The sequence below is a fragment of the Pseudonocardia humida genome, from assembly GCF_023898865.1.
GTDB classification, from domain to species: Bacteria; Actinomycetota; Actinomycetes; order Mycobacteriales; family Pseudonocardiaceae; genus Pseudonocardia; species Pseudonocardia humida.
Genome location: NZ_JAGSOV010000023.1, coordinates 1 through 26,049, shown reverse-complemented (window position 1 = coordinate 26,049; position 26,049 = coordinate 1). Strand labels below are relative to the sequence as shown.

Below are 26,049 nucleotides of genomic sequence, written 5' to 3'. Positions count from 1 at the left end.
CGGGAACGGGCGGGGTCGCGAGGCTGCCGACCAAGCGCTTGCTCATGTACAGTCCGTCGCGGCGTCGTCGCGGGGGACGGGTGGTGGCATGGCCGACAAGCTCATGACCGAGGCGGACGTCGTCGCGCGGCTGGAGTCCGGCATGACGATCGGCATCGGCGGCTGGGGCTCGCGGCGCAAGCCGATGTCGCTGGTCCGCGCGCTGCTGCGGTCCGAGGTCCGCGATCTCACCCTGGTCAGCTACGGCGGCCCGGACGCGGGGCTGCTGCTGGCCGCCGGTCGGGTCCGCCACCTCGTCTACGGCTTCGTCTCGCTGGACTCGATCCCCCTCGAACCGCACTTCCGCGCCGCCCGCGAGCGCGGCGGGGTGCGCTTCACCGAGTACGACGAGGGCATGCTGCAGTGGGGGCTGCGGGCCGCGGCCAACCGGCTGCCCTTCCTGCCCACCCGCGCCGGGCTGGGCTCCGACGTGCGCCGGTCCAACCCCGACCTGCGCACCGTGCGCTCGCCCTACGGCGAGGAGGAGCTGCTGGCCATGCCGGCGTTGCGGCTCGACGCCGCGCTGGTGCACATGAACCGCGCCGACCGCGCGGGCAACGCCCAGTACCTGGGCGCTGACCCGTACTTCGACGACCTGTTCTGCCAGGCGGCCGAGCGCGCCTACGTCTCGGCCGAGCGGATCGTGCCGACGGCCGAGCTGCTGGCCGGGGGCCCGCCGCAGAGCGTGCTGATCCAGCGCTGGCACACCCACGGGGTGGTGCACGCCCCGCGCGGCGCGCACTTCACCTCCTGCGAGCCCGACTACGGCCGCGACGAGGAGTTCCAGCGGGCCTACGCCGACGCCGCGGGCGACCCGGCGGCCTGGGCGGCGTTCGCCCGGCGCCACCTGGCCGGCGACGAGCGGCACTACCAGCAGAGCGTGGGCGCCCGGCTGACCGCGGGGACCGGGGCATGACCGACGTGGCCGCGGTCGACGCGGCGGCGGGCACCGCGACCCTCGCCGAGGTCTGCGCGGTCGCCTGCGCGCGGGCGTGGCGGGGCGACGGCGAGATCCTGGCCAGCCCGATCACCCTGATCCCGTCGATCGGGGCCCGGCTCGCCCGCGCCACCACCGACCCCGACCTGCTGCTCACCGACGGCGAGGCGTCGCTGGCCGCGGGCGTGTGGGCCGTCGACGCCGCCCCGGCGCGGCTGGAGGGCTGGCTGCCCTACCGGGCGGTCTTCGACATCTGCTGGGCCGGGCGGCGCCACGTCATGATGGGCCCGGTGCAGCTCGACCGGTTCGGCAACGCCAACCTGTCCGCGATCGGCGACTTCGACCGGCCGCAGCGCGCGCTGCTGGGCATGCGCGGCGCGCCGGGCAACACCGTCAACCACGCCACCAGCTACTGGGTGCGCCGGCACAGCCCGCGGGTGTTCGTCGAGCGGGTCGACGTCGTGTGCGGCGTCGGGTACGACCGGGCCGCGACCGCCGGGCCGACCGCGGCGGAGTTCCTCGACCTGCGCCGGGTCGTCAGCGACCTCGCCGTGCTCGACTTCGCCGGCCCGGACGGGGCGATGCGGCTGGTCTCCACGCACCCGGGCGTGGGCGTCGAGCAGGTCGTCGCGGCGACCGGGTTCGACCTCGCCCTGGCCGACCAGGTCCCCACCACCCCGCAGCCGACGCCCGCGGAGCTGCGGCTCATCCGCGAGGTCATCGACCCCCGGGGGCTGCGCGAGCGCGAGGTGCGCGGCCGATGACCACCCCGAGCGCCCTGCGCACCCGGGTCACCGAGCTGGTCGGCGTCCGGTACCCGATCGTGCAGACCGGGATGGGCTGGGTCTCCGGCCCGGAGCTGACCGCGGCGACCGCGAACGCGGGCGGGCTGGGCGTCCTGGCCGGGGCCACGCTCTCGCCCGCGGAGATGGTCGCCGCGATCCGCGCGGTCAGGGAGCGCACCGGCGCGCCGTTCGGGGTGAACCTGGTCGGCACGGCGGCCGACGTCGCGGAGCGGGCCAGGGCGTTGATCGAGCACGGCGTGCCGGTCGCCTCGTTCGCGATGGCCCCGCCGCAGCGCGTGGTCGGCCTGCTCAAGGACGCCGGGATCGTCGTCATCCCGTCCGTCGGGGCGCGCAGGCACGCGGAGAAGGTCGCCGCGTGGGGCGCCGACGCCGTGCTCGTGCAGGGCGGCGAGGGCGGCGGGCACACCGGTCCGGTGCCGACCAGCCTGCTGCTCCCGCAGGTCGTCGACGCCGTCGCCATCCCGGTGATCGCGGCAGGCGGGTTCTTCGACGGCCGCGGGCTGGTCGCCGCGCTGGCCTACGGCGCGGAGGCGGTCGCGATGGGCACCCGCTTCCTGCTCACCTCCGACAGCACCGTGCCGCCGCGGGTCAAGCAGGCGTACCTGGACGCCGGGGTCGACGGCACCGTCGTCACCGACCGGATCGACGGGGTGCCCCAGCGGGTGCTGCGCACGCCGATGGTGCAGCGGCTCACCGCGGGCGGGCGGGCGGGCCCGCGGACGCTGGTCCGGTCGGTGCGCAGCGCCGCCGCGCTCAAGCGCGCGGTCGGTTCGAGCTGGCCCGACGTGCTGCGCCACGGCCTGGCGGTGCGCCGCCAGCGCGAGCTGAGCTGGTCGACCCTGCTGCTGGCGGCCAACACCCCGATGATGATCCGCACCGGGATGGTCGAGGGCCGGGTCGACGTCGGCAGCCTGGCCAGCGGCCAGGTCGCCGGCCTGATCGAGGACCTGCCCTCCTGCGCGGAGCTGGTCGAGCGCATCGTGGCCGAGGCGCGCGCGATCCTGGCCCGCCTCGGCGCCCCGGGCGGCCCGGCGTGAGCGCCCCGCCCGCCGGCCACGGCCTGCTCGCGGGCAAGGCCGTGCTGGTCACCGCGGCCGCGGGCACCGGCATCGGGTCCGCGACCGCGCGGCGCTGCCTGCAGGAGGGCGCCCGGGTCGCGATCAGCGACCGGCACGAGCGCAGGCTCGCCGAGACCGCCGAGGCGCTCGCCGAGGTCACCGGGGAGAAGCCCTTCGCGATCCCGTGCGACGTCACCGTCGAGGAGCAGGTCCAGCGGATGGTCGCGGCGACCGTGCAGACCTACGGCCGGCTCGACGTGCTGGTCAACAACGCCGGGCTGGGCGGCAGCGCGAGCGTGCTGGAGATGACCGACGAGCAGTGGACGCGGGTCCTGGACGTCACGCTGACCGGCACGTTCCGCTGCACGCGGGCCGCGCTGCTGGTGATGGCCGGGCAGCGGTCCGGGGTGATCGTCAACAACGCCTCGGTCGTCGGCTGGCGGGCCCAGAAGGACCAGGCCCACTACGCCGCGGCCAAGGCCGGGGTGATGGCGCTGACCCGCTGCTCCGCGCTCGACGTCGCCCACCTCGGCATCCGGGTCAACGCGGTCTCGCCGAGCATCGCCGCGCACCCCCACCTGTCCCGGACGTCGTCCCCGGAGCTGCTCGACGAGCTCGCGGGCCGGGAGGCGTTCGGCCGCGCCGCCGAGCCGTGGGAGGTGGCCACCGTGATCGCGTTCCTGGCCAGCGACTACTCCACGTACCTCACCGGTGAGGTCGTCTCGGTCTCCAGCCAGCACCCCTGAGAGGAACCGCCATGCCAGCCGTGCCGCCCACCCACGGCATCACCACCTCGGCAGGCGACGACGGCGTCGTCGAGGTCGTGATGGACGCGCCGCCGGTCAACGCCCTGACCGCGGCCGGCTGGTCCGCCCTCGCCGCGGCGCTCACCGCGGCGGGCGCCGACCCCGCGACGCGGGTCGTCGTGCTGCGCGCGGAGGGCCGCGGCTTCAACGCCGGCGTCGACATCAAGGAGCTGCAGGCCTGCCCGGACTCCTCGGCGCTGATCGGGGTCAACCGCGGCTGCGCCGCGGCCTTCGCCGCCGTCTACGACTGCCCGGTGCCGGTGATCGCCGCCGTGCACGGCTACTGCCTGGGCGGCGGGATCGGCCTGGTCGGCAACGCGGACGTGATCGTGGCCAGCACCGACGCCACGTTCGGGCTGCCCGAGGTCGACCGCGGGGCGCTCGGCGCCGCGACGCACCTGTCGCGGTTGGTGCCCCAGCACCTGGTGCGGGCGATGGTCTACACGGCGAAGCCCGCCACCGCGGCGCAGCTGCGCGCGTTCGGCTCGGTGCACAGCGTCGTCGAGCGCGCGGACCTGCGCGCCACCGCGCTCGGGCTGGCCGGGCAGATCGCGGCGAAGTCGCCGGTGATCATCCGGGCGGCCAAGGAGTCGCTCAACGGCATCGACCCGTGGGACGTCAAGCGCAGCTACCGCTACGAGCAGGGCTTCACCTTCGAGCTGACCCTCTCCGGCGTGGCCGACGAGGTCCGCGCGACGTTCGGGCGGTGAGGCGAGGGTGGACCCGAACGCCGACCCACTGGTCGGGCAGGACGCGCGCAGCGTGCGCGACGCGCGGCGCGGCGCGGAGGCCGGTTCCTGATGGGGCGGGTCGTGGTGGTCACCGGGGCCGGGCAGGGCTTGGGGCGCGCGCACGCGCACGCCTTCGCCGCCGAGGGCTACGACGTCGTGGTCAACGACGTCGCGGCGGCGGCCGACGCGGTGGCGGCCGAGATCACCGCGGCCGGCGGCTCGGCGATCGCGTCGGCCGGCGACGTCGCGGACTGGGACTACGCGGCCGCGCTCGTCGCGACCGCCGTCGAGCGCTTCGGCGACCTGCACGTGCTGGTCAACAACGCCGGGATCGTCCGCGACCGGATGCTCGTCGGGATGGGCGAGCGGGAGTGGGACGAGGTCCTGCGGGTCGACCTCAAGGGCCACTTCTGCCCGCTGCGCCACGCCGCGGCGCACTGGCGCGCGCAGGCCAAGGCGGGCCGTCCGGTCAGCGGGCGGATCGTCAACACCAGCTCGGGCGCCGGCCTGCTGGGCAGCGTCGGGCAGGGCAACTACTCGGCGGCAAAGGCCGGGGTGCTCGGGCTGACCATCGTCGCGGCCGCCGAGCTGGGCCGCTACGGCGTCACCGTCAACGCACTCGCCCCGGCGGCGCGCACCCCGATGACCGAGGCCGTGTTCGCCCACATGAGGGCCGTCGAGGGCGCGGAGTTCGACGCGATGGCGCCGGAGAACGTCTCGCCGCTGGTGGTCTGGTTGGGCTCGGCGGAGGCGGGCGGGGTCACCGGTCGGGTCTTCGAGGTCGAGGGCGGGCGGATCGGGCTGGCCGACGGCTGGCGCTCCGGCCCGCGCCGCGAGCGGGGCAGGCGCTGGAAGGTCGCCGAGGCCGGGAAGGCGGTGATCGACCTGGTCGCCGAGGCCGAGCCGCCGCCCCCGGTGTACGGGGCCGGTTGAGGTGGACCTGCGCTTCGACGAGGCCGACGAGGCCTTCCGCCGGGAGGTGGCCTGCTGGCTCGCCACCGCCCTCACCGGCGAGTTCGCCGAGCTGGTCGACGCGGGCGGGCCCGGCCGCGAGCACGAGCACCTCCAGGCCCGCAAGGCCTGGGAGCGCAGGCTGGGCCGCGACGGCTGGATCGGGCTCGGCTGGCCGGAGGCCGACGGCGGCCGCGGGCTGTCCTGGGAACGGCAGGTCATCTTCCACGAGGAGTGCGCCCGCGCGGGCGCGCCCGGCCGGGTCGGGCACATCGGCGAGCAGCTGCTCGGGCCCACGCTGCTGATGTTCGGCACGGCGGAGCAGAAGGCCCGATTCCTGCCCGGGATCCTCGACGGCACCCGGCTGTGGTGCCAGGGCTACTCCGAGCCGGGGGCGGGCTCGGACCTCGCGGCCGTGCGCACCCGGGCCGAGCTCCGCGGCGGCGAGTGGCACGTCGACGGGCAGAAGGTCTGGACCTCGCTGGCCACCGAGGCGGACTGGTGCTTCGTGCTGGCCCGCACCGAGCCCGGCTCCCTCCGGCACCGGGGGCTGTCCTGCCTGCTGGTGCCCATGGACCAACCCGGCGTCGACGTCCGGCCGATCGTGCAGCTCACCGGGACCTCGGAGTTCAACGAGGTCTTCTTCGACGACGCCCGCGCCGCGCGCGACGACGTCGTCGGGGCGCCGGGGGAGGGCTGGAAGGTCGCCATGGGCACGCTCGCCGTCGAACGCGGGGTGTCGACGTTCGGCCAGCAGATGGGCTTCGCCCGGGAGTTCGAGCGGGTACTCGCGGCCGCGCGGGCCACGGGCGCCGCCGACGACCCGGTGCTGGCCGAGCGGCTGCTGGACTCCTGGATGCAGCTGCAGGTGCTGCGGTACACGGCGGTCATGACGCTCGGCGCGCCCGCCGGCAGCACCCCGGGCACCGAGGCGAACGTGGCCAAGCTGATGTGGGCGCCGTGGCACCGGCGCCTCGGCGAGCTGGCCGTCGACGTCCTCGGGGCCGCGGGCACGGTGGCCGCCGGCCCGGGGGTCGACGAGCTGACCCCGGCCCAGCGGCTGCACCTGTTCACCCGCGCCGACACCATCTACGGCGGCTCCGACGAGGTGCAGCGCACCGTGATCGCCCAGCGGATGCTGGGCCTGCCGCGCGGACCGGCCTGATGGACGTCGGGTTCGACGCCGCGCAGCGCGACCTGCGGCGCACGGTGCGCGACCTGCTCGACCGGGAGGGCGGCGCCGGTCGCGGCTCGCCGGTGTGGCGGCGGATCCGCGAGCTCGGCCTGCTCGGGATCACGGTCGGGGAGCGGCACGGCGGGGCCGGCGCGTCGAGCGTCGAGCTGGGGATCGTGCTGGCCGAGCTGGGCCGCGCCCTGACCGCCGTGCCGTTCCTGCAGACGACCGTCGCGGCCACGGTGCTCGACCGGTCCGCGGCGCCGGTGGCGGCGCAGGTGCTGCCGGGGCTCGTCGCCGGTGACCTCGTCGCCGGTCTCGCGACGCCGGGACCGGCGAGCTCGCTCCCGGTCGGGACGCGCTCCGCGCTCACCGGTGTGCTGGACAACGTCGTCGACGGGCCGCACCTCGACCTGCTGCTCACCCCCGCCCTCGTCGACGGCGACACCGTGCTGGCGGCGGTCCGCACCGACGTCGCGGGGGTCGCGCGCACCACCCTGCCGACCGTCGACCGCAGCCGCCCGCAGGCCCGGTTCGTGCTGGACGGCGCGCCCGCGGTCGTCGTGGGCGACGCGGCGGCGGCCGCCCGCGCGGTCGACCTCCTGCTCGCCGCCGTCGCCGTGGAGAGCGCCGGCGCGGCGCGGCACTGCCTGGACGCCACCGTCGCCCACCTGCGCACCCGCGAGCAGTTCGGCCGCCCCCTGGGCACCTTCCAGGCCCTGCAGCACCGCTGCGCCGACCTCGCCGTGCTCGTCGAGTCGGCGTGGTCCACGGCCTGGTACGCGACCTGGGCCGTGGACGGCGACCCGGCCACCGCGGCGGTGTCGGCCCCGCTGGCCAAGGCGTACTGCGCCGACGCGTTCCGCGCGGTCGCCGGGGAGATGATCCAGCTGCACGGCGGGATCGGCTTCACCTGGGAGCACCCGGCCCACCGCTACTTCAAGCGCGCCACCTCCACCGACCTGCTGTTCGGCGGCCGGGCGTGGGTGCGCTCGCTGGTGGCGCGGCGCGCCGGCCTGCGCCCGTGACCTGCGCTGCCCGCCGGTCAGGCCGGGGGGAGGGTGGCCAGGAAGCGGGCTGGGAACTCGCCGCCGCCGGTGACGGCGAGGTCGGCGCCGCTGACGTAGCCGGCCAGCGGTGAGGCCAGGTACAGGCAGGCGGCGGCGACGTCGTCGGGGGAGGCCATGCGGCCGGCGGGGACGGTGCGGTCCAGGCGGGCCAGCACCGCCTCGCCGGGCTCGGCGTCCGAGGCGTACCAGTCGACCATGCCGGGGGTCGCGACCTGGCCGACGGTGACGTGGTTGACCCGGACCGCGGGCGCCCACTCCAGCGCCAGCGCCCGGGTGAGCATCAGCAGCCCGGCCTTGGCCACTGAGTAGGCGGCGGTACCCGGGCTCGGGTCGTGCGCGCTGATCGTGCCGATGTTGACGATGCTGCCGCCGCGCTCGCGCAGCACCGCGTGGGCGGCCTGGGCGGTGTAGAAGGCGCCGTGCAGGTTGAGGGCCAGCACGCGGTCGAAGAACCGCGGCGACATGGTCGCCGCGGGCGCGGCCGGGGCGCCGCCGGCGTTGTTGACCAGCACGTCGAGCCCGCCGAGCGCGTCGGCGGCGGCGCGCACCGCGGCGGCGGCCCGGTCGGCCTCGCGGACGTCGGCGGCGACGAAGGTGGCGGTGCGCCCACCGGCCTCGGGCAACACCGCGGGCTCGGTCCGCCCGCACACCACGACGTCGGCCCCGGCGCCCAGGAACCGGGTGGCGATGGTCCGGCCGATGCCGCGCCCGCCGCCGGTGACCAGCACCGCGCGGCCCTCGAGGCCCCAGGGGGGCGGCGGGGCGGTCACAGCCGCTCGATGATCGTCACGTTGGCCTGGCCGCCGCCCTCGCACATGGTCTGCAGGCCGAACCGGCCCCCGGTGCGCTCCAGCTCGTGCAGCAGGGTGGTCATCAGCCGGGCACCGGTGGCGCCCAGCGGGTGGCCCAGCGCGATCGCGCCGCCGTTGACGTTGACCTTCCCCGGGTCGGCCCCGGTCTCCCGCAGCCAGGCCTGCACGACCGGGGCGAACGCCTCGTTGACCTCCACGAGGTCGATGTCGGCCAGCGTGAGGCCGGTCCGGTCCAGCGCGTGCGCGGTGGCGGGGATCGGCGCGGTGAGCATCCACACCGGGTCGGCGCCGCGGGCGGAGAGGTGGTGCACACGGGCGCGCGGGGTGAGGCCGAAGCGGCGCACGGCGGCGGCGGAGGCGACCAGCAGTGCGGCGGCCCCGTCGGAGATCTGGCTGGACACGGCCGCGGTGACGGTGCCGCCCTGGCGGACCGGCCGCAGCGAGCGGATCTTCTCCGGGTTCGGCTCGCGGGGACCCTCGTCGTGCTCGACGCCGGCGACGGGCACGATCTCGCGGTCGAAGCGGCCCTCGGCGCGCGCCCGCAGGGCCCGCTCGTGCGAGGTGATGGCGAAGGCCTCCATGTCGGCCCGCGAGAGGCCCCACTTCTCGGCGATCATCTCGGCCGACCGGATCTGGTCGAGCTCCTGGTCGCCGTAGCGCTCGCGCCACCCGAGCGACCCGGAGAACGGGTCGGGGAAGCCGAGCGGGCGGGCCAGCGTCATCGCCGAGCTGATCGGGATGGCGCTCATGTTCTGCACGCCGCCTGCGACGACGAGGTCGGCGGTGCCGCTCATCACCGCCTGGGCGGCGAAGTGGACGGCCTGCTGGGAGGAGCCGCACTGGCGGTCCACCGTGACGCCGGGTACGTGCTCGGGCAGGCCCGCGGCCAGCCAGCAGGTGCGGGCGATGTCGCCCGCCTGCGGGCCGACGGTGTCGACGCAGCCCAGGACCACGTCGTCGACGGCGGCCGGGTCGATCCGGCAGCGCTCGACCAGCGCGGTGAGCACGGCGGCCCCGAGGTCGGCCGGGTGCACGCCGGCCAGCCCGCCGCCCCGCCGCCCGACGGGCGAGCGGACCGCCTCCACCAGGTACGCCTGCTCCACTGGTCCTCCTCCGGTCGAGCGGTCGGGGTCAGGGCGCCGGGGCGCGCAGCGCGGCCTTGGCGACCTTGCCGGTGGCCCCCTTGGGCAGCTCGGGCAGCACCACGACCGAGCGCGGGACCTTGAAGCCGGCCAGCCGCTCCCGGCACCAGGCGATGAGCTCGGCTTCGGCGGCCGGCGCCGCCCCGCGCCGCAGCACCACGAACGCCCGGCCGACCTCGCCCAGCCGCTCGTCGGGCACCCCGACCACGGCGGCCTCGGACACGGCGGGGTGGCGGCACAGCAGCTGCTCGACCTCGGCCGGGGAGACGTTGAACCCGCCGACGATGAACACGTCGCCCAGCCGGCCGGTGATGTGCAGGTTGCCCGCCCCGTCGAGGTGGCCGACGTCGCCGGTGCGCAGCCAGCCGTCGGCGTCGATCGCGGCGGCCGTGGCCCCGGGGTCGTCGACGTAGCCGGCCATCACGTTGTAGCCGCGGACCAGGATCTCCCCGGTGCCGCCTCCGCCGTCCCCGCCGTGGAGGGCGGCGATGGCGACCTCGACGCCCTCCACGGCGCGCCCGCTGGTCGACTCGATGACCTCGTCCGGGTCGCCGATCCGGCACATGGTGACGACGCCGGTCGACTCGGTCAGCCCGTAGGCGGTGAGGATCTCGCGGAAGCCCAGGTCGGTGCGCATGCGGCGGATCAGCTCGGTGGGGATCACCGTCGCCCCGGTGATGGCCAGGCGCAGTGCGGACAGGTCGCGGCCCGGGCGGGTCGGGTCGTTCAGCAGGGTGGCGTAGAGCGTGGGCGGGCCGGGGATGCCGGTCACCCGCTCGCGCTCCACCAGCTCCAGCACGGCCGGCGGGTCCAGGCGCCGCACGGGCAGCGCGGTCGCGCCCCGCAGCAGGCACGACAGCAGCCCCGCCAGCAGCCCGAAGCTGTGGAAGAAGGGGTTCACCAGCAGGTACCGGTCGCCTGCGCGCAGGCCGAGGTGCTCGGTGTAGGTGGTGTAGAGCCGCACGACCTGGCCGTGGGTGTGCGGCACGGCCTTCGGGCGGCCGGTGGTGCCGGAGGTGAACATGACCTGCATGGCGGTGCCGGGGGTGACCGCGTCGCGGGCCGCGGCCACCTGGGCCGGGTCCGCCGCGCGGGCGCGGAACGCGTCCCAGCCGATCGGGCCGCTCGGACGGGGCTCGCCGAGGGTGACGACCGTGCGCAGGCACGGCAGGGGACCCGCGGCGCGCAGCATCGCGGTGTGGTCGCGGTCGAGGAAGCCGTCCTCGACGAACAGGGCGACCGCGCGGCTGCGGGCCAGCACGTGGTGGGCCTCCTCGCCCCGGTAGCGGGTGTTGACCGGCACCAGGGTGAGCCCGACGTGCAGGCAGCCCAGGGCGGCCAGCGCCCAGCGCGCCGAGTTGGGCGCCCACACCGCGACGGCGTCGCCCGCGCGCAGGCCGTGCCTTAGCAGGCCCGCCGCCACCCGCTCGACCTCGGCGAGCAGGTCGGCGAAGCTCAGCCGCAGCTCGCCGTCGACGATCGCCTCGCGGTCGCCGTGGCGCTCGGCCGCCCGCACCAGCACGTCGGGGACCGTCCCGGTCGCGGTCATCGCCCGTTCCCCCGTCGCCGGTCGTGGGCGCCGAGCCCGTCGAGCACCAGCGCGCTGACGGTCTCGGCGAGTTCCGCGGCAGGGTCGAGCGCGCCCGGCCGGGCCGGTGGGCAGCAGTGGAGCAGCCCGTCGCGGATGAGGCGGTAGGCCACCCAGGTCGGCACGTCGGTGCGGAAGCTGCCGTCGGCGCGCCCGCGGTCGAGCACGGTGAGCCAGCTGCGGGTGACCTCCGCGGCGGCCGCGTCGAGCCGGTCGGCGGCGCCGGGCCGGTGCGGGCGGCGGCGCTCGCGGCGGTAGACGTCGGCGGCGTGCGGGTGGCGACCGGTCGCCCGCACGGACGCGGCGACGAGCTCGCGGACCAGCTCGCGCGGTGGCCGGTCGCGGCGCAGCACGTCGCGGTAGGCGGCCAGCAGGTCGCGCAGGTAGCTGTCGACGACCTCGTCGACGATGGCGCTCTTGGACGGGAAGTGGTGGTAGAGGCTGCCGGAGAGCACGCCGACGCTGTCGGCGATCTCGCGGACGGTGGTGGCCGCGATGCCCTTGCCGGCGAACAGCCGCGCCGCGCTGTCCAGGATGACCGCGCGGCGCTCGGGCGGCTCGCTCACGCCGCGGCACCCCGTCGGCGGGGTCGTCGGCGCCGCATTCAGGCGCCGATCGGCTGGCGGGGCGCGGGCGCCCCGTGCAGGCTGCTCGGCGGGGCGGTGCGGCCCGCGCCGACGGACGCCCAGACGGCCTGGGCGCTGGCCCGCACCGGGCCGACCAGGTGCTCCAGGTTGACCCGGGCGATCGGGCCGCACACCGACAGGGCGGCCTCGGGGGAGCCGGGCGGGCCGATCGGGGCCGCGACGCAGCCGAGCCCCCACGCGGACTCCTCGCGGTCGAAGGCGATCCCGCGGTCGCGGACGTGCGCCAGCTCGGCGCGCAGCCTGCGCTCGGTGCCGATGCTGGCCGGTGTCGGGCGCGGCAGCGGGCGGCCCAGCACCGCCTCGAGCCCCGCCTCCTCGGCGTAGGCCAGCAGCACCTTGCCGACCCCGGTGCAGGTGGCCGGCGCGCGCCCGCCGATGCGGGACGGGACGCGCAGCGACGACCGGCCGCCGAGCTTGTCCAGGTAGACGATCTCGGGGCCGTCGAGCACGGCGAGGTGCACGGTCATCCCGGTGCTGTGCGCGAGCTCGTAGAGGTGCGGCGACGCCGCGCCGCGCAGCTGGTGCTGGTAGCAGGCCAGCGTGCCCAGCTCCAGGATCCGCAGGCCGAGGTGGTAGTGCAGCTGGTCGCGGCGCAGCCAGCCGACCTTGACCAGGTGTTCGAGGATCCGGTGGGCCGAGGACCGGGGCAGCCCCGTCCGCGCGACGACCTGGGCCAGCGTGAAGCCGTGCGGCCCGTCGAACGAGTCCAGGATCGTGACGATCCGGTCGATCATCGATGCCGGTGCGGGTGACGCCGTCGTCATGAGCCGGCCCTTTCGTCGGGGCGGGGTGGTCCGAGGTTACGGTCGGGTCCGCACTTGGTCAAGCGCTTGGTCAAGAGCTCCACGGGGGTCGGGACGGGGTCGGTCGAGCCACCGGTTCACGGCCTCGACGACGCAGGCGGGCTTGTCACCGCCCTCCACCTCGGCGGCGATCAGGATGGTGACCTCCACCCCGCTGGTCGACCCGCAGCCACCCGGTGGGGCCAGCGCGGCGCCGACGGCGGCCCGCAGCCCGGCCGACCCGCGCACGACCAGTGGGTCGGCGGGCCCCGCCGGGCGCGGGCGGTTGGTCACCGGTCCCGCGCGGACAGCAGCAGGCGCACCGTGAGCGCCAGGCGGTTCTCGACGTCCTCGGCCGAGGCGCGGCGGGTCACCCAGGCCACCAGGTTGGACAGCCACACGTCGCCGATCACCCGGGCGATGTCCTTGTCCTCGTCGGACGCCTCCTCGACGCCCATCGCGTGGGTGAGCATCCGCTCGGTCAGCCTGCTCACCTGGCGGACCTCCTCGGCGACCGAGGTGTCGGCGAACATGAAGGCGCGGGTCATCGCCTCGGTGAGGTGCGGGTCGCGCTGCAGGGCGACGGTGTTGCGGTGCAGCACGAGCAGCACGCGCTCGGCGGCGGTGGCCCCGGGCACCGGCGCCCGCTCGATCCGCTCCAGCACCCGGCTCAGCTCGTGGGCCAGCCCGGCGACCAGCAGGTGCACCTTGGAGGGGAAGTAGCGGTACAGCGTGCCGAGCGCGACGCCCGCCCGCTCGGCGACCGCGCGCATCTGGACCGCGTCGAACCCGCCCTTGGTGGCCAGGGCCAGGGTGGCCTCCAGGATGCGCCTGCGGCGCTCGCGCTGGGCCGGTGAGCCCTCCTCGACCTCGGAGAGCGGGACGACGGGGCGCGGGGTGGCGGGGGATCGGTGGGCGCGCTCTGCCATGTGGGGTCCTCTGTCCGTGCTGTCCCCCGATCGGAGACGAGACCACGTCGTGACGCCCTGACCGGAACCTGTTCTGCTGTCCATCGGAACGGTACCTCCCCCCTGCGCGACCCGGCGAAGCGACGCTTGCGGGCGATCAGTCCCGAGCCAATACTAGAACACGTTGCAATTCCGGCGTGAGGGGTGCTCGTGGACTTCGGTCTGGACGACGGCGGGCGGGAGGTCGCCGGGCTCGCCCGCGAGGTGCTCGCACCCGGCACCGATCCGGCGGCGCTGTGGAAGGCGCTGGGGCGCGCGGGGCTGCTCACCCTGTCGGTGCCCGAGGAGCTGGGCGGCGCCGGGCTCGGGGTGCTGGAGAGCGCGCTGGTGCTGACCGAGGTGGGCAGGCGGGCGGCGCCGGTCGCCGCGCTGTCCACCGTCGCGCTGGGCGTGCTGCCGGTGGTCCGGGCCGGGACACCGGCGCAGCGCGCGGCGCTGCTCGGGGCGGTGGTCGAGCAGGACGCGGTGCTGTCCGCCGCGCTGCACGAGCCCTCCACCCCGCTGACCCGCTCGCCGCGTACCCGGGCCGAGCGCGACGGCCCGGACTGGGTCGTCACCGGCACCAAGACCGGCGTGCCGGACGCGGCGGACGCCCACCGGCTCCTGGTGCCGGTCGACCTGGCCGGGACCGGGACCGGGGTGCTGGTCGTCGACCCGACCGCGCCCGGGGTCGAGGTCCGGCCCACCCCGACCTCCAGCGGGCGGCCCGAGTGCACGGTCGTGCTGCGCGGGGCGCGGTCGGCCCAGCTGCTCGGCGACGACGACACCGGCCGCGCCCTGGCCGAGCTGCACCGCTGCGCCCTCGCCGGCGCCACCGCCGTGGGCGACGGGGTGCTGGCCGGTGCCCTGGAGCTCACCGCGGCCCACGTCGGGTCCCGGGTGCAGTTCGGCCGGCCGCTGGCCACCTTCCAGGCCGTGGCCCAGCAGGTCGCCGACGTCTACATCGCGGCGCGGACCCTGCACCTGGCCGCGCGGGCGGCGGCCTGGCGGCTGTCGGTCGGCCCGGCCTTCGACCCCGCCCCGGACGCCGACCTGGACGTGGCCGCGCACTGGCTCGCCGAGCAGGCCCCGCCCGCCCTGCACACCTGCCAGCACCTGCACGGCGGGCTGGGCGTGGACGCCGGCTACCCGCTGCACCACCACTTCGGGCTTGGCCGCGACCTGGCCCGCGCCGTCGGCGGCGTCGAGCACACCCTGGACCGGCTCGCGGCCCGGGCCGCGACGGACTGAGGAGCACCGTGGAGATCGCTCTGACCGAGGCGCAGCTGTCCCTGCGCGACGAGCTGCGCGGCTACTTCGCCGGGCTGCTCAGCCCCCAGGAGCGCCGGGTGCTGCTCACCGAGCGGTTCGGCCCGGTGTACCGCGAGGTCGTGCGCCGGATGGGCGCCGACGGGTGGCTGGGCGTGGGCTGGCCGGTCGAGCACGGCGGGCGCGGCTTCGGCCCGATCGAGCAGCAGGTCTTCGTCGACGAGGCGCTGCGGGCCGACGTCCCGCTGCCCTCGGTCACGCTGCAGACCGTCGGCCCCACGCTGCAGGCCCACGGCACCGCCGAGCAGAAGGCCCGGTTCCTGCCCGCCATCCTGGCCGGCGAGGTGCACTTCGCCATCGGCTACACCGAGCCCGACGCGGGCACCGACCTTGCAGCCCTGCGCACCACGGCAGTGCTCGACGGCGACACCTACGTGGTCAACGGGCAGAAGGTCTACACCACCGGCGGGCACGACGCCGACTTCATCTGGCTGGCCTGCCGCACCGGCCCGCCACGCCACCGCGGCATCACCATCCTGATCGTCGACACCGCCGACCCCGGCTTCTCCTGGACGCCCATCCGCACCTGCGACGGCGCGCACCACACCAACGCCACCTACTACTCCGACGTGCGGGTGCCGGTCGGGATGCGGGTGGGCGAGCAGGACGGGGGGTGGCGGCTGATCACCACCCAGCTCAACCACGAGCGGGTCATGCTGGGCCCGGCCGGGCGCATCGCCGCCCCGCACGACCGGGTGCGCGACTGGGCGGCCGCGCGCCGCGCGCCCGACGGCTCGCCGCTGCTGGACGCGCCGGACGTGCGCCGGGCGCTGGGGCGCAGCTTCGCCGTCCGGCGGGTCAACGAGCTGCTCAACTGGCAGGTCGCGGCGTCCGCGGCCGACGGTCCGGTCACGGTGGCCGACGCGTCGGCCACCAAGGTGTTCGGCTCGGAGGCGACCCAGCGGGTCGGGCGGGAGCTGGGCGAGGTCGTGGGGCGGCACGGCGACCCGGCCGATCCGGACACCGCCGAGCTGGCGCGCTGGCTGGAGGTGCACGCCCGGCGGAACCTGGTGATCACCTTCGGCGGCGGGGTCAACGAGGTCATGCGCGAGATGGTCGCGACCGCGGGGCTCGGGCTGCCCCGGGTGCCGCGGTGAGCGCGGGGGTGGCGCCGGCTCCGGTCGACGCGCCGGACGCGGCGCGGCGGATCGAGGAGACGGCCCGACGGCTGGTCGAGGCGGGCGACTGCGCGCCCCGACCCGCCCGCGACCCGGTGAACGAGCCGATGATCAACAACTGGACCGAGGCGCTCGGCGACGCCAACCCGGCCTACCCGGGGCAGGCGCCGCCGGCGATGGTCCAGGTCTGGACGATGGGAGGGCTGCACGGCCGGCGCGCGGCCGACGACCCGCTCGGCGCGATGAGCGCCGTGCTCGACGAGGCCGGTTTCACCTCGGTGGTGGCCACCGACTGCGCCCAGACCTACGCGCGGGTGCTGCGGCCCGGCGAGCGGCTCGCGATCCGCTCGCGGCTCACCGGCGTCGCCGGGCCCAAGCGCACCGCGCTGGGCGAGGGCTGGTTCGTGACGACGGTGAGCACCTGGACCGTCGACGACGAGCCGGTCGCCGAGATGATGTTCCGCATCCTCAAGTTCCGCCCGCCCCCTCCGCCGGAGCCGCCGCGGGAGGTGCCCCGGCCGCAGGTCAACCGGGACACCGCCTACTTCTGGGAGGGTACGGCGGTCGGCGAGCTGCGCATCCAGCGCTGCGGCGGGTGCGGGGCGCTGCGGCACCCGCCCGGGCCGATGTGCCCGCGCTGCGGGGCCACCCGACCCGGCTACGTGGTCGCCTCGGGCCGCGGCGAGGTCTACAGCTTCGTCGTGCACCACCACCCGCCGCTGCCGGGCAGGCGGGCGCCGTTCGTGGTCGCGCTGGTCGAGCTGGAGGAGGGCGTGCGGGTGCTGGGGGAGCTGCGCGGGGTCGAGCCGGGCGCGGTCCGGGTCGGGCTGCCCGTCGAGGTCGGCCTCGACCGGATCGACGACGAGCTGGTGCTGCCGGCGTGGCGGCCGCGGTGAGCCGGGCGCCCGCGGCCCCGCCCGCGGTCGGCACCGAGCTGCCCGCGCTGCGCCTGGACGTCACCACCACGTTCGTCGTGTCGACCGCGCTGGCCACCCGCGACTTCCAGGACGTGCACCACGACCGGGCCGCCGCGGTCGCGCGCGGCTCGCAGGACATCTTCCTCAACATCCTCACCACCACCGGGCTGGTCCAGCGCTGCGTCACCGACTGGGCGGGCCCGGGGGCGGTGGTCCGGGCGGTGTCGATCCGGCTCGGGGTGCCCTGCTACGCCGGTGATGAGCTGGTGCTGGGCGGCCGGGTGGCCGAGGTCGCCGCGGGCCCGGACGGTGACGAGGTGGTGGTCGGGGTGGTCGGCCGGTGCTCCCTGGGTGACCACGTCACCGGAACCGTCCGGGTGGTGCTGCCGTGATCGGGCTGTCCGGGGCGGCGTCGGTGGTCGGGATCGGGGCCACCGAGTTCTCCAAGGACTCCGGGCGCAGCGAGCTGCGGCTGGCCGCCGAGGCCGTGCGGGCCGCGCTCGCCGACGCCGGGCTGGGCCCGTCCGACGTCGACGGGCTGGTGACCTTCTCGATGGACGCCAACGCCGAGATCGCCGTGGCCCGCGAGCTCGGCGTGCCGCGGCTGCGGTTCTTCGGCCAGATCGGCTACGGCGGCGGGGCCGCCTGCGCGACCGTCGGGCACGCGGCGATGGCCGTGGCCACCGGCCTCGCCGACGTCGTGGTCTGCTACCGGGCGTTCAACGAGCGCTCGGGGCACCGGTTCGGGCGGATGGCGGCCGGCGCCACGGCCGCGCCCACCTCCGGCGGCATCGACAACGGCTGGCAGTACCCGGTCGGCCTGGCCACGCCGGCGGCGACGGTGGCCATGTTCGCCCAGCGCTACCTGCACGAGTTCGGGGCCACCAGCGAGGACTTCGGCCGGGTCGCGGTCGCGATGCGCCGCCACGCCGCGACCAACCCGCGCGCCTGGTTCCACGGCCGCCCGATCACCCTCGCCGAGCACCAGGCGTCGCGGTGGATCGTCGAGCCGCTGCACCTGCTGGACTGCTGCCAGGAGAGCGACGGGGCGGTGGCCGTGGTCGTCACCGGCACCGAGCGGGCCCGCGACCTGCCGCACCCGCCCGCGGTGATCGCCGCGGCCGCCCAGGGCAGCGGGGCCGACCAGTTCACCATGACCAGCTACTACCGCGACGACCTCACCGGGCTGCCCGAGCTCGGGGTGGTGGCCGCCCAGCTGTGGGCGCAGGCCGGGATCGGGCCGGGCGACGTGCAGGTCGGCATGCTCTACGACCACTTCACCCCGTTCGTGCTGGTGCAGCTGGAGGAGCTGGGGTTCTGCGGGCGCGGGGAGGCGCGGCACCTCATCGCCGACGGCGGGATCGAGCTCGGCGGGGTGCTGCCGGTCAACCCGCACGGCGGGCAGCTGGGGGAGGCCTACATCCACGGGATGAACGGGCTGGCCGAAGGGGTGCGCCAGATCCGGGGCAGCTCGGTGAACCAGGTGGCCGATGTGCGCAACGTGGTGGTGACCGCGGGAACCGGGGTGCCCACCAGCGGGCTGGTGCTGACGGCGGGCTGAGCCAGCTCACCCCACCAGGAGGCGACCGGACTCGACCGCGTCCTCGATGCTCCGGCGCAGGGCGGGGCAGCCGGTGCGGAGGGCGAAGGCCTCGCAGCGGCGCTGGGCCGCGGTGCTCCACTGGATGCTGGTGTGCTCGGCGCTGGTCTTGCGGACGCGCACGCCGGCGCCGCAGCGGGCGCACGCGACGTCGACGAGGCCGGACCCCAGGAACTCGCGGCGGTCGGCTGCGGTGTCGCTCACGTGGCCGCGGCCTCGCGGCGGCGCAGGTTCTCGGCGACCTCCTGCTCCCACGCGGCCACCGCGCGGGTGGTGTCGACCTCGAACTCGAACCGGTCGGTCATCTGCGGGGTGACGTCCTCGACGTCGACGTAGAACTGCTCGTACCAGCGGCGCAGCTGGTAGACGGGGCCGTCGCCGTCGCAGAGCAGCGGGTTGTCGATGCGGGTCTTGTTCTTCCAGATGGCCACGTCCTGCTCGAAGCCGACGCCGGTGCCCTTGGCGAACTTCGCGGCCATCGCGTCGGCGTCGGAGACGGAGACGCCCGGTGGCTTCTTCACGATCGCGCCCCACTGCAGGACGAAGGCGTCCGGGCTCACCGGGTAGTGGCAGTTGATCAGCACCGTCTCGACGGTGTAGCCGTGGATCGTGTTCCACAGGTAGTCGATCATGTACGAGGGGCCGTAGTAGGACGCCTCGGACCGCAGCATCGTGTCCCGGCCGGCGTAGCCGGTGCCCGAGCCGACGTCGGGGCGGCCGCGGGAGTCGAGGTACTGGGTGGCGACGTGGCCCTCGAAGACGTTGCGGAACGCCATCGGGAACGCGAAGTGCACGTAGAAGAAGTGCGCCATGTCCACGACGTTGTCGACGATCTCGCGGCAGTGGGCCCCGTCGATGCGGATGGAGTCCCAGGTCCAGTTGCTCCACTCGTCCGAGAACGCGCCGGGGATGCGCGGGATCGTCACCTCGGCCGGCGGGGGGGCGCCCTGCGGGTCGTGCCACACGAACAGCTGGCGGTTCTCCTCCAGCACCGTCCACGCGCGCGTCCTGGCCCGCGGCGGCACGCGCTTCGCGTAGGGGATTGCGACGCAGCGGCCGGTGCCGGCCCAGCGCCAGTCGTGGAAGGGGCAGGCCAGCGCGTCGCCCTTGACGCTGCCCTGGCTGAGGTCGCCGCCCATGTGCCGGCAGTAGGCGTCCAGGACGTGCAGGGCGCCGTGGGAGTCGGCGAAGACCACCAGCTTGGTGCCGAAGGCCTCGACCGCGTGCGGCTTCCCGTCCCGGAACGGCTCGGCCAGGCCGAGGCAGTGCCAGCCCCGGGCGAACCGGGTGGGCGCTCGTCCGACGTCGATGGTGCGGACGCTGTCGCCGGCCGCCGTGTCGGGCCCTGCCGTGTCGGTCACTGCGTTCCTCCGTGGGCTACAGGCGTTCGAGGACGGTGCCGGTGGCCATGGCCCCGCCCGCGCACATCGAGACGAGCGCGGTGGTGGCGTCGCGCCGCTCCAGCTCGTGCAGGGCGGTGGTGATCAGCCGGGTGCCGGTGGCGCCGACCGGGTGGCCCAGGGCGATGGCCCCGCCGTTGACGTTGACGCGCTCCGGGTCGGGGTGGTGCACGCCGGCCCAGGACATCACGACGGCCGCGAAGGCCTCGTTGACCTCGCAGAGGTCGATGTCCTCGATCGCCATGCCTGCCCGCCGCAGCACCCGCTCGGTGGCCTGCACTGGCCCGTCGAGGTGGTAGTAGGGCTCGGCGCCGACCAGGCACTGGGCCCGGATCCGGGCCAGCGGGCGCAGGCCCAGCTCGGCGGCGCGGTCGGCGTCGACGACCAGCACGGCGGCGGCGCCGTCGGAGATCTGCGACGAGGTGCCCGCCGAGTGCAGGCCGTCGGGCAGGACCGGGCGCAGCCCGGCGAGGGCCTCGGTGCTGGTGGTGCGCAGGCCCTCGTCGCGGGTGACCGTGCCGGCGTCGGTCTCGATCGGCACGATCTCGCGGGCGAAGCGGTCCTCGGCCCAGGCCTTGGCCGCCTTCTCCTGCGAGGCCAGCCCGAAGGCCTCCAGGTCGGCGCGGGACAGGCCGCGCCGGGCGGCGATGCGGTCGGCGGCCTGGAACTGGTTGGGCAGGTCGATGTCCCAGGACTCGGGCTTGGGGCGGCCCACGTCCTGGCCGACGTTCGCGCCCAGCGGCACCCGGCTCATCGCCTCCACGCCGCAGGCGATCCCGACCTCGATCGCCCCGGCGCTGATCAGCCCGGCGACCAGGTGCGTGGCCTGCTGGGCCGAGCCGCACTGGGCGTCGATGGTGGTGGCGCCGGTGGTCTCGGGCAGGCCGGCGTGCAGCCAGGACGTGCGGGTGACGTTGCTCGACTGCTCGCCGGCCTGGGTGACGCACCCGCCGATCACCTGCTCGACCAGCGCGGGGTCGACGTCCGCGCGCGCGAGCAGGCCGCTCAGTGCGGCGCCGAGGATCCGCGTGGCGTGCAGCCCCGACAGCGCGCCGCGGCGCCGTCCGATCGGCGTGCGGACGGCGCTGATGATCACCGGTTCGCCCATGGGACCAAACTAGAACACGTTCTCTAGTGGGACAACCGCCCGCTTCTCGGCGGCGGTTCCGCTGGGTCCACCGCTGTGCTTGACTCCCGTAGAACACGTTCCACTTGGAGGTGCCTGTGACCGCTGCCCGCATCCCGGACGGGTTCGACCTCACCGACCCGGACATCTACACCCGCGGCGTGCCGCTCGCGGAGCTGGCCGAGCTGCGCCGCACCGCGCCGGTCTGGTGGAACGCCCAGCCGCGCGGCAGCGCCGGGTTCGACGACGACGGCTTCTGGGCGGTCACCCGCCACGCCGACGTCCGCACCGTCTCGCTGGACAGCAGGCTGTTCTCCAGCTGGGAGAAGTGCGCGCTGATCCGGGTGGGCGCCGGGGCGGCCGAGGAGCACCTGGAGACCCAGCGGCTGATCCTGCTCAACATCGACCCGCCCCAGCACACGGCCCTGCGCGGGATCGTCTCCCGCGGGTTCACCCCGCGCGCGATCAACGGGCTGCGCGACGCGCTCGCCGAGCGGGCCGAGCGCATCGTCGCCGCGGCCCTCGCCGAGGGCACCGGCGACTTCGTCTACGACGTGGCCAGCGAGCTGCCCCTGCAGGCCATCGCCGAGCTGCTCGGGATCCCGCAGGACGACCGGCGCAAGATCTTCGCCTGGTCCAACCAGATGATCTCCGGCGACGACCCGGAGAGCACCGACGACCCGCAGCTCGCGGCGGCGGAGCTGCTGGGCTACGCCATGGGCATGGCCGAGCAGCGCAAGGGCTGCCCGATGGACGACATCGCCACCTTGCTCGTGCAGGCCGACGTGGGCGGCTCGGCGCTCTCGTCCGACGAGTTCGGCTTCTTCGTGCTGCTGCTGGCCGTGGCCGGCAACGAGACCACCCGCAACGCGATCACCCACGGGATGCTGGCGTTCCTGGACAACCCCGAGCAGTGGGATCTCTACAAGGCCGAGCGCCCGAAGACGGCGGCCGACGAGATCGTGCGCTACTCGACCCCGGTGGTGGTGTTCCAGCGCACCGCGACGGCCGACACCGAGCTCGGCGGGCAGCGCATCCGCAAGGGCGACCGCGTCGGGTTGTTCTACAGCTCCGCGAACTTCGACGAAGAGGTCTTCACCGCCCCGGAGCGCTTCGACATCACCCGCGACCCGAACCCGCACCTGGGCTTCGGCGGGCGCGGCGCGCACTACTGCATCGGGGCCAACCTGGCCCGGCTGGAGATCGACCTCATCTTCACCGCCATCGCCGACCACATGCCCGACATCGCCCGCGCGGGCGACCCGGTGCGGCTGCGCTCGGGCTGGCTCAACGGCATCAAGAAGTTCCCGGTCCGCTACGCCCCCTAGATCTGCCTCGAGCCCCTGAGGAGCCGTGCCATGAGGACCCGCGCAGCAGCGTTGCTGGAGCAGCCCGGCACGTGGCAGGTGATCGAGGTCGACCTGGACGAGCCGGCCGAGCACGAGGTGCTCGTCCGGTTCGTCGCGGCCGGGCTCTGCCACTCCGACGACCACGCCGCCACCGGCGACATGCCGGTCGGGAAGCTCCCGCTGATCGGCGGCCACGAGGGCGCCGGGGTGGTGGAGGCGGTGGGGCCCGGCGTGCGGGCGCTGGCCGTCGGCGACCACGTCGTCGCCCAGTTCGTGCCGACCTGCGGGCGCTGCCCCGCGTGCGTCTGCGGCGGGGGCAACCTCTGCGACCTGGGGATGTCCGCCCTGGCCGGCGGCATGCCCGACGGCACCTACCGGGCCCACCGCGGCGGCGCCGACGTCGGGCAGATGACGATGGTCGGCACGTTCGCCGAGCACGCCGTCGTGCCCGAGTACTCGCTCACCAAGATCGGAGACGACATCCCGTTCCCGGTGGCCGCCCTGCTCAGCTGCGGGGTGCCGACCGGCTGGGGGTCGGCCGAGTACGGCGCTGGGGTCCGCGCGGGCGACACGGTGATCGTGATGGGCACCGGCGGGGTCGGGATCAACGCCGTGCAGGGCGCGGCCGCCCGCGGCGCGGCGCACGTCATCGCGGCCGACCCGGCGCCGTTCAAGCGGGAGAAGGCGCTCGAGCTGGGCGCCACCCACGCCTTCGCCGGCATCGACGAGGCGGCCGAGTTCGCCCGCTCGGTCACCGGCGGCCAGGGCGCGCACGCCGCGATCGTCGCCGTCGGCGTCACCACCGGCGAGCACGTCGCGCAGGCCGTCAACGCGATCGCGAAGATGGGCACGGTGGTCGTCACCGGCATCGGCGACATCGCCGACGAGGGCGCGCCGATCAACTTCTGGCTGCTGTCGATGATGCAGAAGCGCATCCAGGGCGTGCTCTTCGGGATGGGCACCCCGCCGCACGAGATCACCAAGCTGGCCCAGCTGTACCGGGCGGGCCGGCTCAAGCTCGACGAGCTGATCACCACGACCTACCGGCTCGACGAGGTCAACCAGGGCTACCAGGACATGCACGCCGGCCGCACCATCCGCGGCGTGGTCCTGCACGACACCTGACCCCCCACCCCCCTGCCGGGGGGGGGGGGGGGGGGGGGGGGGGGGGGGGGGGGGGGGGGCGGGCGGGGGCGGGGGGGGGCGGGGGGGGGGTCCGCCACTCCACCGGACCCCCCCCCCCCCCCCCGTCGAGAACGAACTTGTTGTCGTTTGGACCGGTCCAAAACGACGACAGCTTCGTTCTCGACGGGGGGTCACCAGGGGGAGATGACCTCGTCGGCGAAGCGGCGGATGCTGGCCTGCTTGGCCGGGAGGGGTGCGTGGAAGCCGGTGCCGTCCAGCGCCCACGGCATGACGATGGCGTCGGTCACCCCGATCTCCGCCTGGCTGCGGTAGCCGTCGAGGCCGAAGCGGTCGACGCACACGGCCTGGACCTCGAACGGCTCGTCGGCGCGACCCGCCTCGGCGCGCAGCGCGCGCAACTGCTCGATCGTCGCGCGCAGGTCGTCGAAGGTGATCATCGCCGAGCTCCAGCCGTCGTGCCGGGCGGCCCGGCGCAGGCCGGCGGGGCTGTGCCCGCCGACGTAGATCGGCACCCGCTCGGTCGGCGCCGGGCTCATCCGCAGCGCGTCGAAGTCGTAGAACTCGCCGTGGTGCTCCACCATCCCGCCGCCCAGGATCAGCCGTAGCACCTCGATCGCCTCGTCGCCGCGGCGGCCGCGGTGGGCGTAGGGGACCCCGCACCACTCGAACTCCTCCGGCGCCCAGCCCAGGCCCACGCCCAGCCCGAACCGGTCGCCGGTGATCACCGCCGTGGACCCCACCTGGCGGGCCAGCGGCACCGGGTGCCGCGAGCCCAGCTTGAGCACCGAGGTGTAGAAGCGGATCCGGCTGGTGACCGCGCCCATCGCGGCGGCCGCGACGAACGGGTCGATCCAGGGGGTGTCGGCGTCCCAGAACCGGCCGCCGTCGGGCGTGTAGGGGTAGCGGGCGGACACCTGCTCGGCGAAGAACACCGAGTCGGGCAGGGCCACCGAGGCGAACCCGCACTCCTCGGCCGTGCGGGCCAGCTCCAGCAGCTCGTCCAGCGGGCTCAGGGCGATGGTCAGGCTGAACCTCACCCGCGGGTCCCCGGCCCGTCCGCGCCCGGCTTGTGGCCGGCGACCACCCACATCGAGAAGAACTGCGACCCGCCGCCGTAGGCGTGCCCGAGCGCGGTGCGGGCCCCCTCCACCTGGTGCTCGCCCGCCCGGCCCATCACCTGCATCGCCGACTCCGCGAAGCGCAGCAGGCCCGACGCGCCGATCGGGTTGGACGACAGCACCCCACCCGACGGGTTCACCGGCAGCCGCCCGCCGATCGCCGTCTCGCCCGCCTCGACCAGGCGCCAGCCCTGGCCCTCCGCGACGAAGCCCAGGTTCTCCAGCCACATCGGCTCGAACCAGGAGAACGGCACGTAGATCTCGGCGACGTCGATCTCGGCCAGCGGGTCGACGATCCCGGCCTGCGCCCACAGCGCGGCCGCCGCCTCCCGGCCCGCGGCCGGGTTGACCTGGTCGCGGCCGGCGAAGGTGGTCGGCTCGGTGCGCATCGCGGTGGCGTGCACCCAGGCCGGGCGGTCGGCGGCGTCCCCAGCGGCCTCGTCGCCGATCACGACGGCGCAGGCGCCGTCGGAGGAGGGGCAGGTCTCGTCGTAGCGGATCGGGTCCCACAGCACGGCCGAGGCCCGCACCGACTCCAGCGTGATGTCGGGCTGGTGCAGGTGCGCGTAGGGGTTGCGGGCGCCGTTGCGGCGGTCCTTCACCGCGACCATGGCCCCGATGTGCTCCGGCGCGCCGGAGCGGCGGATGTAGGAGCGCACGTGCGGGGCGAAGTAGCCGCCCGCCCCCGCCCCGACCGGCATCGAGAACGGCGGCACGATCGACAGCGCCCACATCGCGTTGGACTCGGACTGCTTCTCGAACGCCACCGCGAGCACCCGCCGGTGCACGCCCGCCTGCACCAGGCTCGTGGCCACGACGGCGGTCGAGCCGCCGACCGAGCCCGCCGTGTGCACCCGCAGCAGCGGCTTGCCGATGGCGCCGATGGCGTCGGCCAGCATCAGCTCCGGCATCATGACGCCCTCGAACAGGTCCGGGGCCTTGCCCAGGACCACCGCGTCGATGTCGGTCATGGCCACGTCGGCGTCGGCCAGCGCCCGGTCGATCGCCTCCCGGCACAGCCCGGCCATCGACACGTCGGTGCGCCGGGTGACGTGCCGGGTCTGCCCGGTGCCCAGCACCGCGGCGAGCTGCCCCGTCGACCCGGCCATCAGGCCCGTCCTTCCATCACGCACACCAGGTTCTGCTGCAGCGCCGGCCCGTTGGTGGCGTGCGCCAGTACCCGGTCGGCGCTGCCGTCCATGACCCGGGTGGCCGCCTCGCCGATCCGGATCAGCCCGGCGGCGAACATCGGGTTGCCGCACAGCGCCCCGCCCGACGGGTTGACCCGCACCGAGCCGGGCAGCCCGAGCTCGCGGCGCAGCAGCAGCTCCTGCGAGCTGAACGGGGCGTGCAGCTCGGCCACCTGCACGCCGTCGAGGCCGGCACCGCCGGCCGCGGCCGCCGCGGCGGCCGCGGCCGCCCGGCGGCGGGGGGGCGGCCGGCCCCCCCCGGCGGG

At 75.6% G+C, this 26,049-nt stretch carries 26 protein-coding genes and 1 pseudogene; 15 read left to right on the top strand and 12 right to left on the bottom strand.

Annotation, left to right across the window (positions count from 1 at the left end):
• The first annotated feature begins 88 nt into the window (after positions 1-88).
• The 8 genes from KDL28_RS10755 to KDL28_RS10720 all read left to right on the top strand — a co-directional run bounded on the left by KDL28_RS10755 (position 89) and on the right by KDL28_RS10720 (position 7,530).
• On the top strand, positions 89-955 hold the full coding sequence (locus KDL28_RS10755; RefSeq protein WP_252437355.1) for a CoA transferase subunit A: 867 nt from the start codon (positions 89-91) through the stop codon (positions 953-955).
• Positions 952-1,740: a CoA-transferase subunit beta gene (locus tag KDL28_RS10750; RefSeq protein WP_252437353.1), complete on the top strand. Its 789-nt coding sequence runs from the start codon at positions 952-954 to the stop codon at positions 1,738-1,740. Before KDL28_RS10755 ends, KDL28_RS10750 begins: the two co-directional genes overlap by 4 nt.
• Positions 1,737-2,819: an NAD(P)H-dependent flavin oxidoreductase gene (locus tag KDL28_RS10745; protein WP_252437352.1), complete on the top strand. Its 1,083-nt coding sequence runs from the start codon at positions 1,737-1,739 to the stop codon at positions 2,817-2,819. Before KDL28_RS10750 ends, KDL28_RS10745 begins: the two co-directional genes overlap by 4 nt.
• The gene (locus tag KDL28_RS10740) at positions 2,816-3,586 is read left to right on the top strand and encodes an SDR family oxidoreductase (protein WP_252437350.1); all 771 of its coding nucleotides are present in this window, start codon (positions 2,816-2,818) and stop codon (positions 3,584-3,586) included. The genes KDL28_RS10745 and KDL28_RS10740 overlap by 4 nt, the downstream gene beginning before the upstream one ends.
• Before the next feature lie 11 nt (positions 3,587-3,597).
• Positions 3,598-4,356: an enoyl-CoA hydratase family protein gene (locus KDL28_RS10735; RefSeq protein WP_252437348.1), complete on the top strand. Its 759-nt coding sequence runs from the start codon at positions 3,598-3,600 to the stop codon at positions 4,354-4,356.
• A 90-nt stretch (positions 4,357-4,446) separates the two neighbouring features.
• Complete coding sequence (locus KDL28_RS10730; protein ID WP_252437347.1) at positions 4,447-5,310, top strand: SDR family oxidoreductase; 864 nt, start codon at positions 4,447-4,449, stop codon at positions 5,308-5,310.
• A gap of 1 nt (position 5,311) precedes the next feature.
• On the top strand, positions 5,312-6,493 hold the full coding sequence (locus KDL28_RS10725; protein ID WP_252437345.1) for an acyl-CoA dehydrogenase family protein: 1,182 nt from the start codon (positions 5,312-5,314) through the stop codon (positions 6,491-6,493).
• Positions 6,493-7,530: an acyl-CoA dehydrogenase family protein gene (locus KDL28_RS10720; protein ID WP_252437338.1), complete on the top strand. Its 1,038-nt coding sequence runs from the start codon at positions 6,493-6,495 to the stop codon at positions 7,528-7,530. Before KDL28_RS10725 ends, KDL28_RS10720 begins: the two co-directional genes overlap by 1 nt.
• A 17-nt stretch (positions 7,531-7,547) precedes the next feature.
• Here the strand turns inward: KDL28_RS10720 and KDL28_RS10715 are convergent, their stop codons facing one another.
• From KDL28_RS10715 to kstR, 6 genes are all read right to left on the bottom strand, one after another.
• Positions 7,548-8,342, bottom strand: a complete 795-nt coding sequence (locus tag KDL28_RS10715) for an SDR family oxidoreductase (protein ID WP_252437336.1) — start codon at positions 8,340-8,342, stop codon at positions 7,548-7,550.
• A complete protein-coding gene (locus KDL28_RS10710; protein WP_252437335.1) occupies positions 8,339-9,487 on the bottom strand; it encodes an acetyl-CoA C-acetyltransferase in 1,149 nt (382 codons plus the stop codon). The genes KDL28_RS10715 and KDL28_RS10710 overlap by 4 nt, the downstream gene beginning before the upstream one ends.
• Before the next feature lie 28 nt (positions 9,488-9,515).
• Entirely contained in the window at positions 9,516-11,075 is a 1,560-nt protein-coding gene (locus KDL28_RS10705; RefSeq protein ID WP_252437334.1) for a FadD3 family acyl-CoA ligase, read from the bottom strand.
• On the bottom strand, positions 11,072-11,680 hold the full coding sequence (locus KDL28_RS10700; RefSeq protein WP_252437333.1) for a TetR/AcrR family transcriptional regulator: 609 nt from the start codon (positions 11,678-11,680) through the stop codon (positions 11,072-11,074). The genes KDL28_RS10705 and KDL28_RS10700 overlap by 4 nt, the downstream gene beginning before the upstream one ends.
• Before the next feature lie 38 nt (positions 11,681-11,718).
• A complete protein-coding gene (locus KDL28_RS10695) occupies positions 11,719-12,525 on the bottom strand; it encodes an IclR family transcriptional regulator (RefSeq protein ID WP_252437332.1) in 807 nt (268 codons plus the stop codon).
• 308 nt (positions 12,526-12,833) lie between these two features.
• Positions 12,834-13,472: a cholesterol catabolism transcriptional regulator KstR gene (kstR, locus tag KDL28_RS10690; RefSeq protein WP_252437330.1), complete on the bottom strand. Its 639-nt coding sequence runs from the start codon at positions 13,470-13,472 to the stop codon at positions 12,834-12,836.
• Between the two features lie 189 nt (positions 13,473-13,661).
• Here kstR and KDL28_RS10685 point away from each other — a divergent pair, with 189 nt between their 5' ends.
• The 5 genes from KDL28_RS10685 to KDL28_RS10665 are packed head-to-tail and all read left to right on the top strand — an operon-like array spanning position 13,662 to position 18,415.
• Positions 13,662-14,741 carry an acyl-CoA dehydrogenase family protein gene (locus KDL28_RS10685; RefSeq protein ID WP_252437329.1) on the top strand — a complete coding sequence of 360 codons (1,080 nt, stop codon included), beginning with the start codon at positions 13,662-13,664 and terminating at the stop codon, positions 14,739-14,741.
• Positions 14,742-14,749: 8 nt separating this feature from the next.
• Entirely contained in the window at positions 14,750-15,916 is a 1,167-nt protein-coding gene (locus tag KDL28_RS10680) for an acyl-CoA dehydrogenase family protein (protein WP_252437327.1), read from the top strand.
• A complete protein-coding gene (locus KDL28_RS10675; RefSeq protein WP_372496943.1) occupies positions 15,913-16,833 on the top strand; it encodes a bifunctional MaoC family dehydratase N-terminal/OB-fold nucleic acid binding domain-containing protein in 921 nt (306 codons plus the stop codon). Before KDL28_RS10680 ends, KDL28_RS10675 begins: the two co-directional genes overlap by 4 nt.
• Positions 16,818-17,246, top strand: coding sequence for a hotdog family protein (locus KDL28_RS10670; protein ID WP_308215986.1), 429 nt, complete (start codon positions 16,818-16,820; stop codon positions 17,244-17,246). The genes KDL28_RS10675 and KDL28_RS10670 overlap by 16 nt, the downstream gene beginning before the upstream one ends.
• On the top strand, positions 17,246-18,415 hold the full coding sequence (locus KDL28_RS10665) for a lipid-transfer protein (RefSeq protein ID WP_252437734.1): 1,170 nt from the start codon (positions 17,246-17,248) through the stop codon (positions 18,413-18,415). Before KDL28_RS10670 ends, KDL28_RS10665 begins: the two co-directional genes overlap by 1 nt.
• A 6-nt stretch (positions 18,416-18,421) precedes the next feature.
• Here the strand turns inward: KDL28_RS10665 and KDL28_RS10660 are convergent, their stop codons facing one another.
• Genes KDL28_RS10660 through KDL28_RS10650 form a run of 3 tightly spaced genes read right to left on the bottom strand, consistent with a single transcriptional unit; the run spans position 18,422 to position 20,962 of the window.
• The gene (locus KDL28_RS10660; protein ID WP_252437325.1) at positions 18,422-18,658 is read right to left on the bottom strand and encodes a hypothetical protein; all 237 of its coding nucleotides are present in this window, start codon (positions 18,656-18,658) and stop codon (positions 18,422-18,424) included.
• Entirely contained in the window at positions 18,655-19,815 is a 1,161-nt protein-coding gene (locus KDL28_RS10655; protein WP_252437324.1) for a 3-ketosteroid-9-alpha-monooxygenase, oxygenase component, read from the bottom strand. The genes KDL28_RS10660 and KDL28_RS10655 overlap by 4 nt, the downstream gene beginning before the upstream one ends.
• 16 nt (positions 19,816-19,831) lie before the next feature.
• Positions 19,832-20,962: a steroid 3-ketoacyl-CoA thiolase gene (locus KDL28_RS10650; protein ID WP_252437323.1), complete on the bottom strand. Its 1,131-nt coding sequence runs from the start codon at positions 20,960-20,962 to the stop codon at positions 19,832-19,834.
• Between the two features lie 116 nt (positions 20,963-21,078).
• On the opposite strand from KDL28_RS10650, the gene KDL28_RS10645 reads away from it, so the two are divergent.
• Positions 21,079-22,308: a cytochrome P450 gene (locus KDL28_RS10645; RefSeq protein WP_252437319.1), complete on the top strand. Its 1,230-nt coding sequence runs from the start codon at positions 21,079-21,081 to the stop codon at positions 22,306-22,308.
• Positions 22,309-22,338: 30 nt separating this feature from the next.
• Entirely contained in the window at positions 22,339-23,454 is a 1,116-nt protein-coding gene (locus KDL28_RS10640; RefSeq protein WP_252437317.1) for an NDMA-dependent alcohol dehydrogenase, read from the top strand.
• 191 nt (positions 23,455-23,645) lie between these two features.
• Here the strand turns inward: KDL28_RS10640 and KDL28_RS10635 are convergent, their stop codons facing one another.
• From KDL28_RS10635 to KDL28_RS10625, 3 genes and pseudogenes are all read right to left on the bottom strand, one after another.
• Positions 23,646-24,512, bottom strand: coding sequence for a TIGR03619 family F420-dependent LLM class oxidoreductase (locus KDL28_RS10635; protein ID WP_252437315.1), 867 nt, complete (start codon positions 24,510-24,512; stop codon positions 23,646-23,648).
• Positions 24,509-25,702 (bottom strand): thiolase family protein, encoded by a 1,194-nt coding sequence (locus tag KDL28_RS10630; RefSeq protein ID WP_252437314.1) that lies wholly within the window; start codon positions 25,700-25,702, stop codon positions 24,509-24,511. The genes KDL28_RS10635 and KDL28_RS10630 overlap by 4 nt, the downstream gene beginning before the upstream one ends.
• Positions 25,702-26,049 (bottom strand): annotated as a pseudogene (locus tag KDL28_RS10625) (lipid-transfer protein); the annotation flags it as partial. The gene KDL28_RS10630 and the pseudogene KDL28_RS10625, both read right to left, overlap by 1 nt.

Coding starts and splice junctions, on each gene's coding strand:
- KDL28_RS10755 (WP_252437355.1), top strand. CDS start 89: ATGGCCGACAAGCTCATGACCGAGGCGGACGTCGTCGCGCGGCTGGAG.
- KDL28_RS10750 (WP_252437353.1), top strand. CDS start 952: ATGACCGACGTGGCCGCGGTCGACGCGGCGGCGGGCACCGCGACCCTC.
- KDL28_RS10745 (WP_252437352.1), top strand. CDS start 1,737: ATGACCACCCCGAGCGCCCTGCGCACCCGGGTCACCGAGCTGGTCGGC.
- KDL28_RS10735 (WP_252437348.1), top strand. CDS start 3,598: ATGCCAGCCGTGCCGCCCACCCACGGCATCACCACCTCGGCAGGCGAC.
- KDL28_RS10730 (WP_252437347.1), top strand. CDS start 4,447: ATGGGGCGGGTCGTGGTGGTCACCGGGGCCGGGCAGGGCTTGGGGCGC.
- KDL28_RS10720 (WP_252437338.1), top strand. CDS start 6,493: ATGGACGTCGGGTTCGACGCCGCGCAGCGCGACCTGCGGCGCACGGTG.
- KDL28_RS10705 (WP_252437334.1), bottom strand. CDS start 11,075: ATGACCGCGACCGGGACGGTCCCCGACGTGCTGGTGCGGGCGGCCGAG.
- KDL28_RS10695 (WP_252437332.1), bottom strand. CDS start 12,525: ATGACGACGGCGTCACCCGCACCGGCATCGATGATCGACCGGATCGTC.
- kstR (WP_252437330.1), bottom strand. CDS start 13,472: ATGGCAGAGCGCGCCCACCGATCCCCCGCCACCCCGCGCCCCGTCGTC.
- KDL28_RS10650 (WP_252437323.1), bottom strand. CDS start 20,962: ATGGGCGAACCGGTGATCATCAGCGCCGTCCGCACGCCGATCGGACGG.
- KDL28_RS10640 (WP_252437317.1), top strand. CDS start 22,339: ATGAGGACCCGCGCAGCAGCGTTGCTGGAGCAGCCCGGCACGTGGCAG.
- KDL28_RS10630 (WP_252437314.1), bottom strand. CDS start 25,702: ATGGCCGGGTCGACGGGGCAGCTCGCCGCGGTGCTGGGCACCGGGCAG.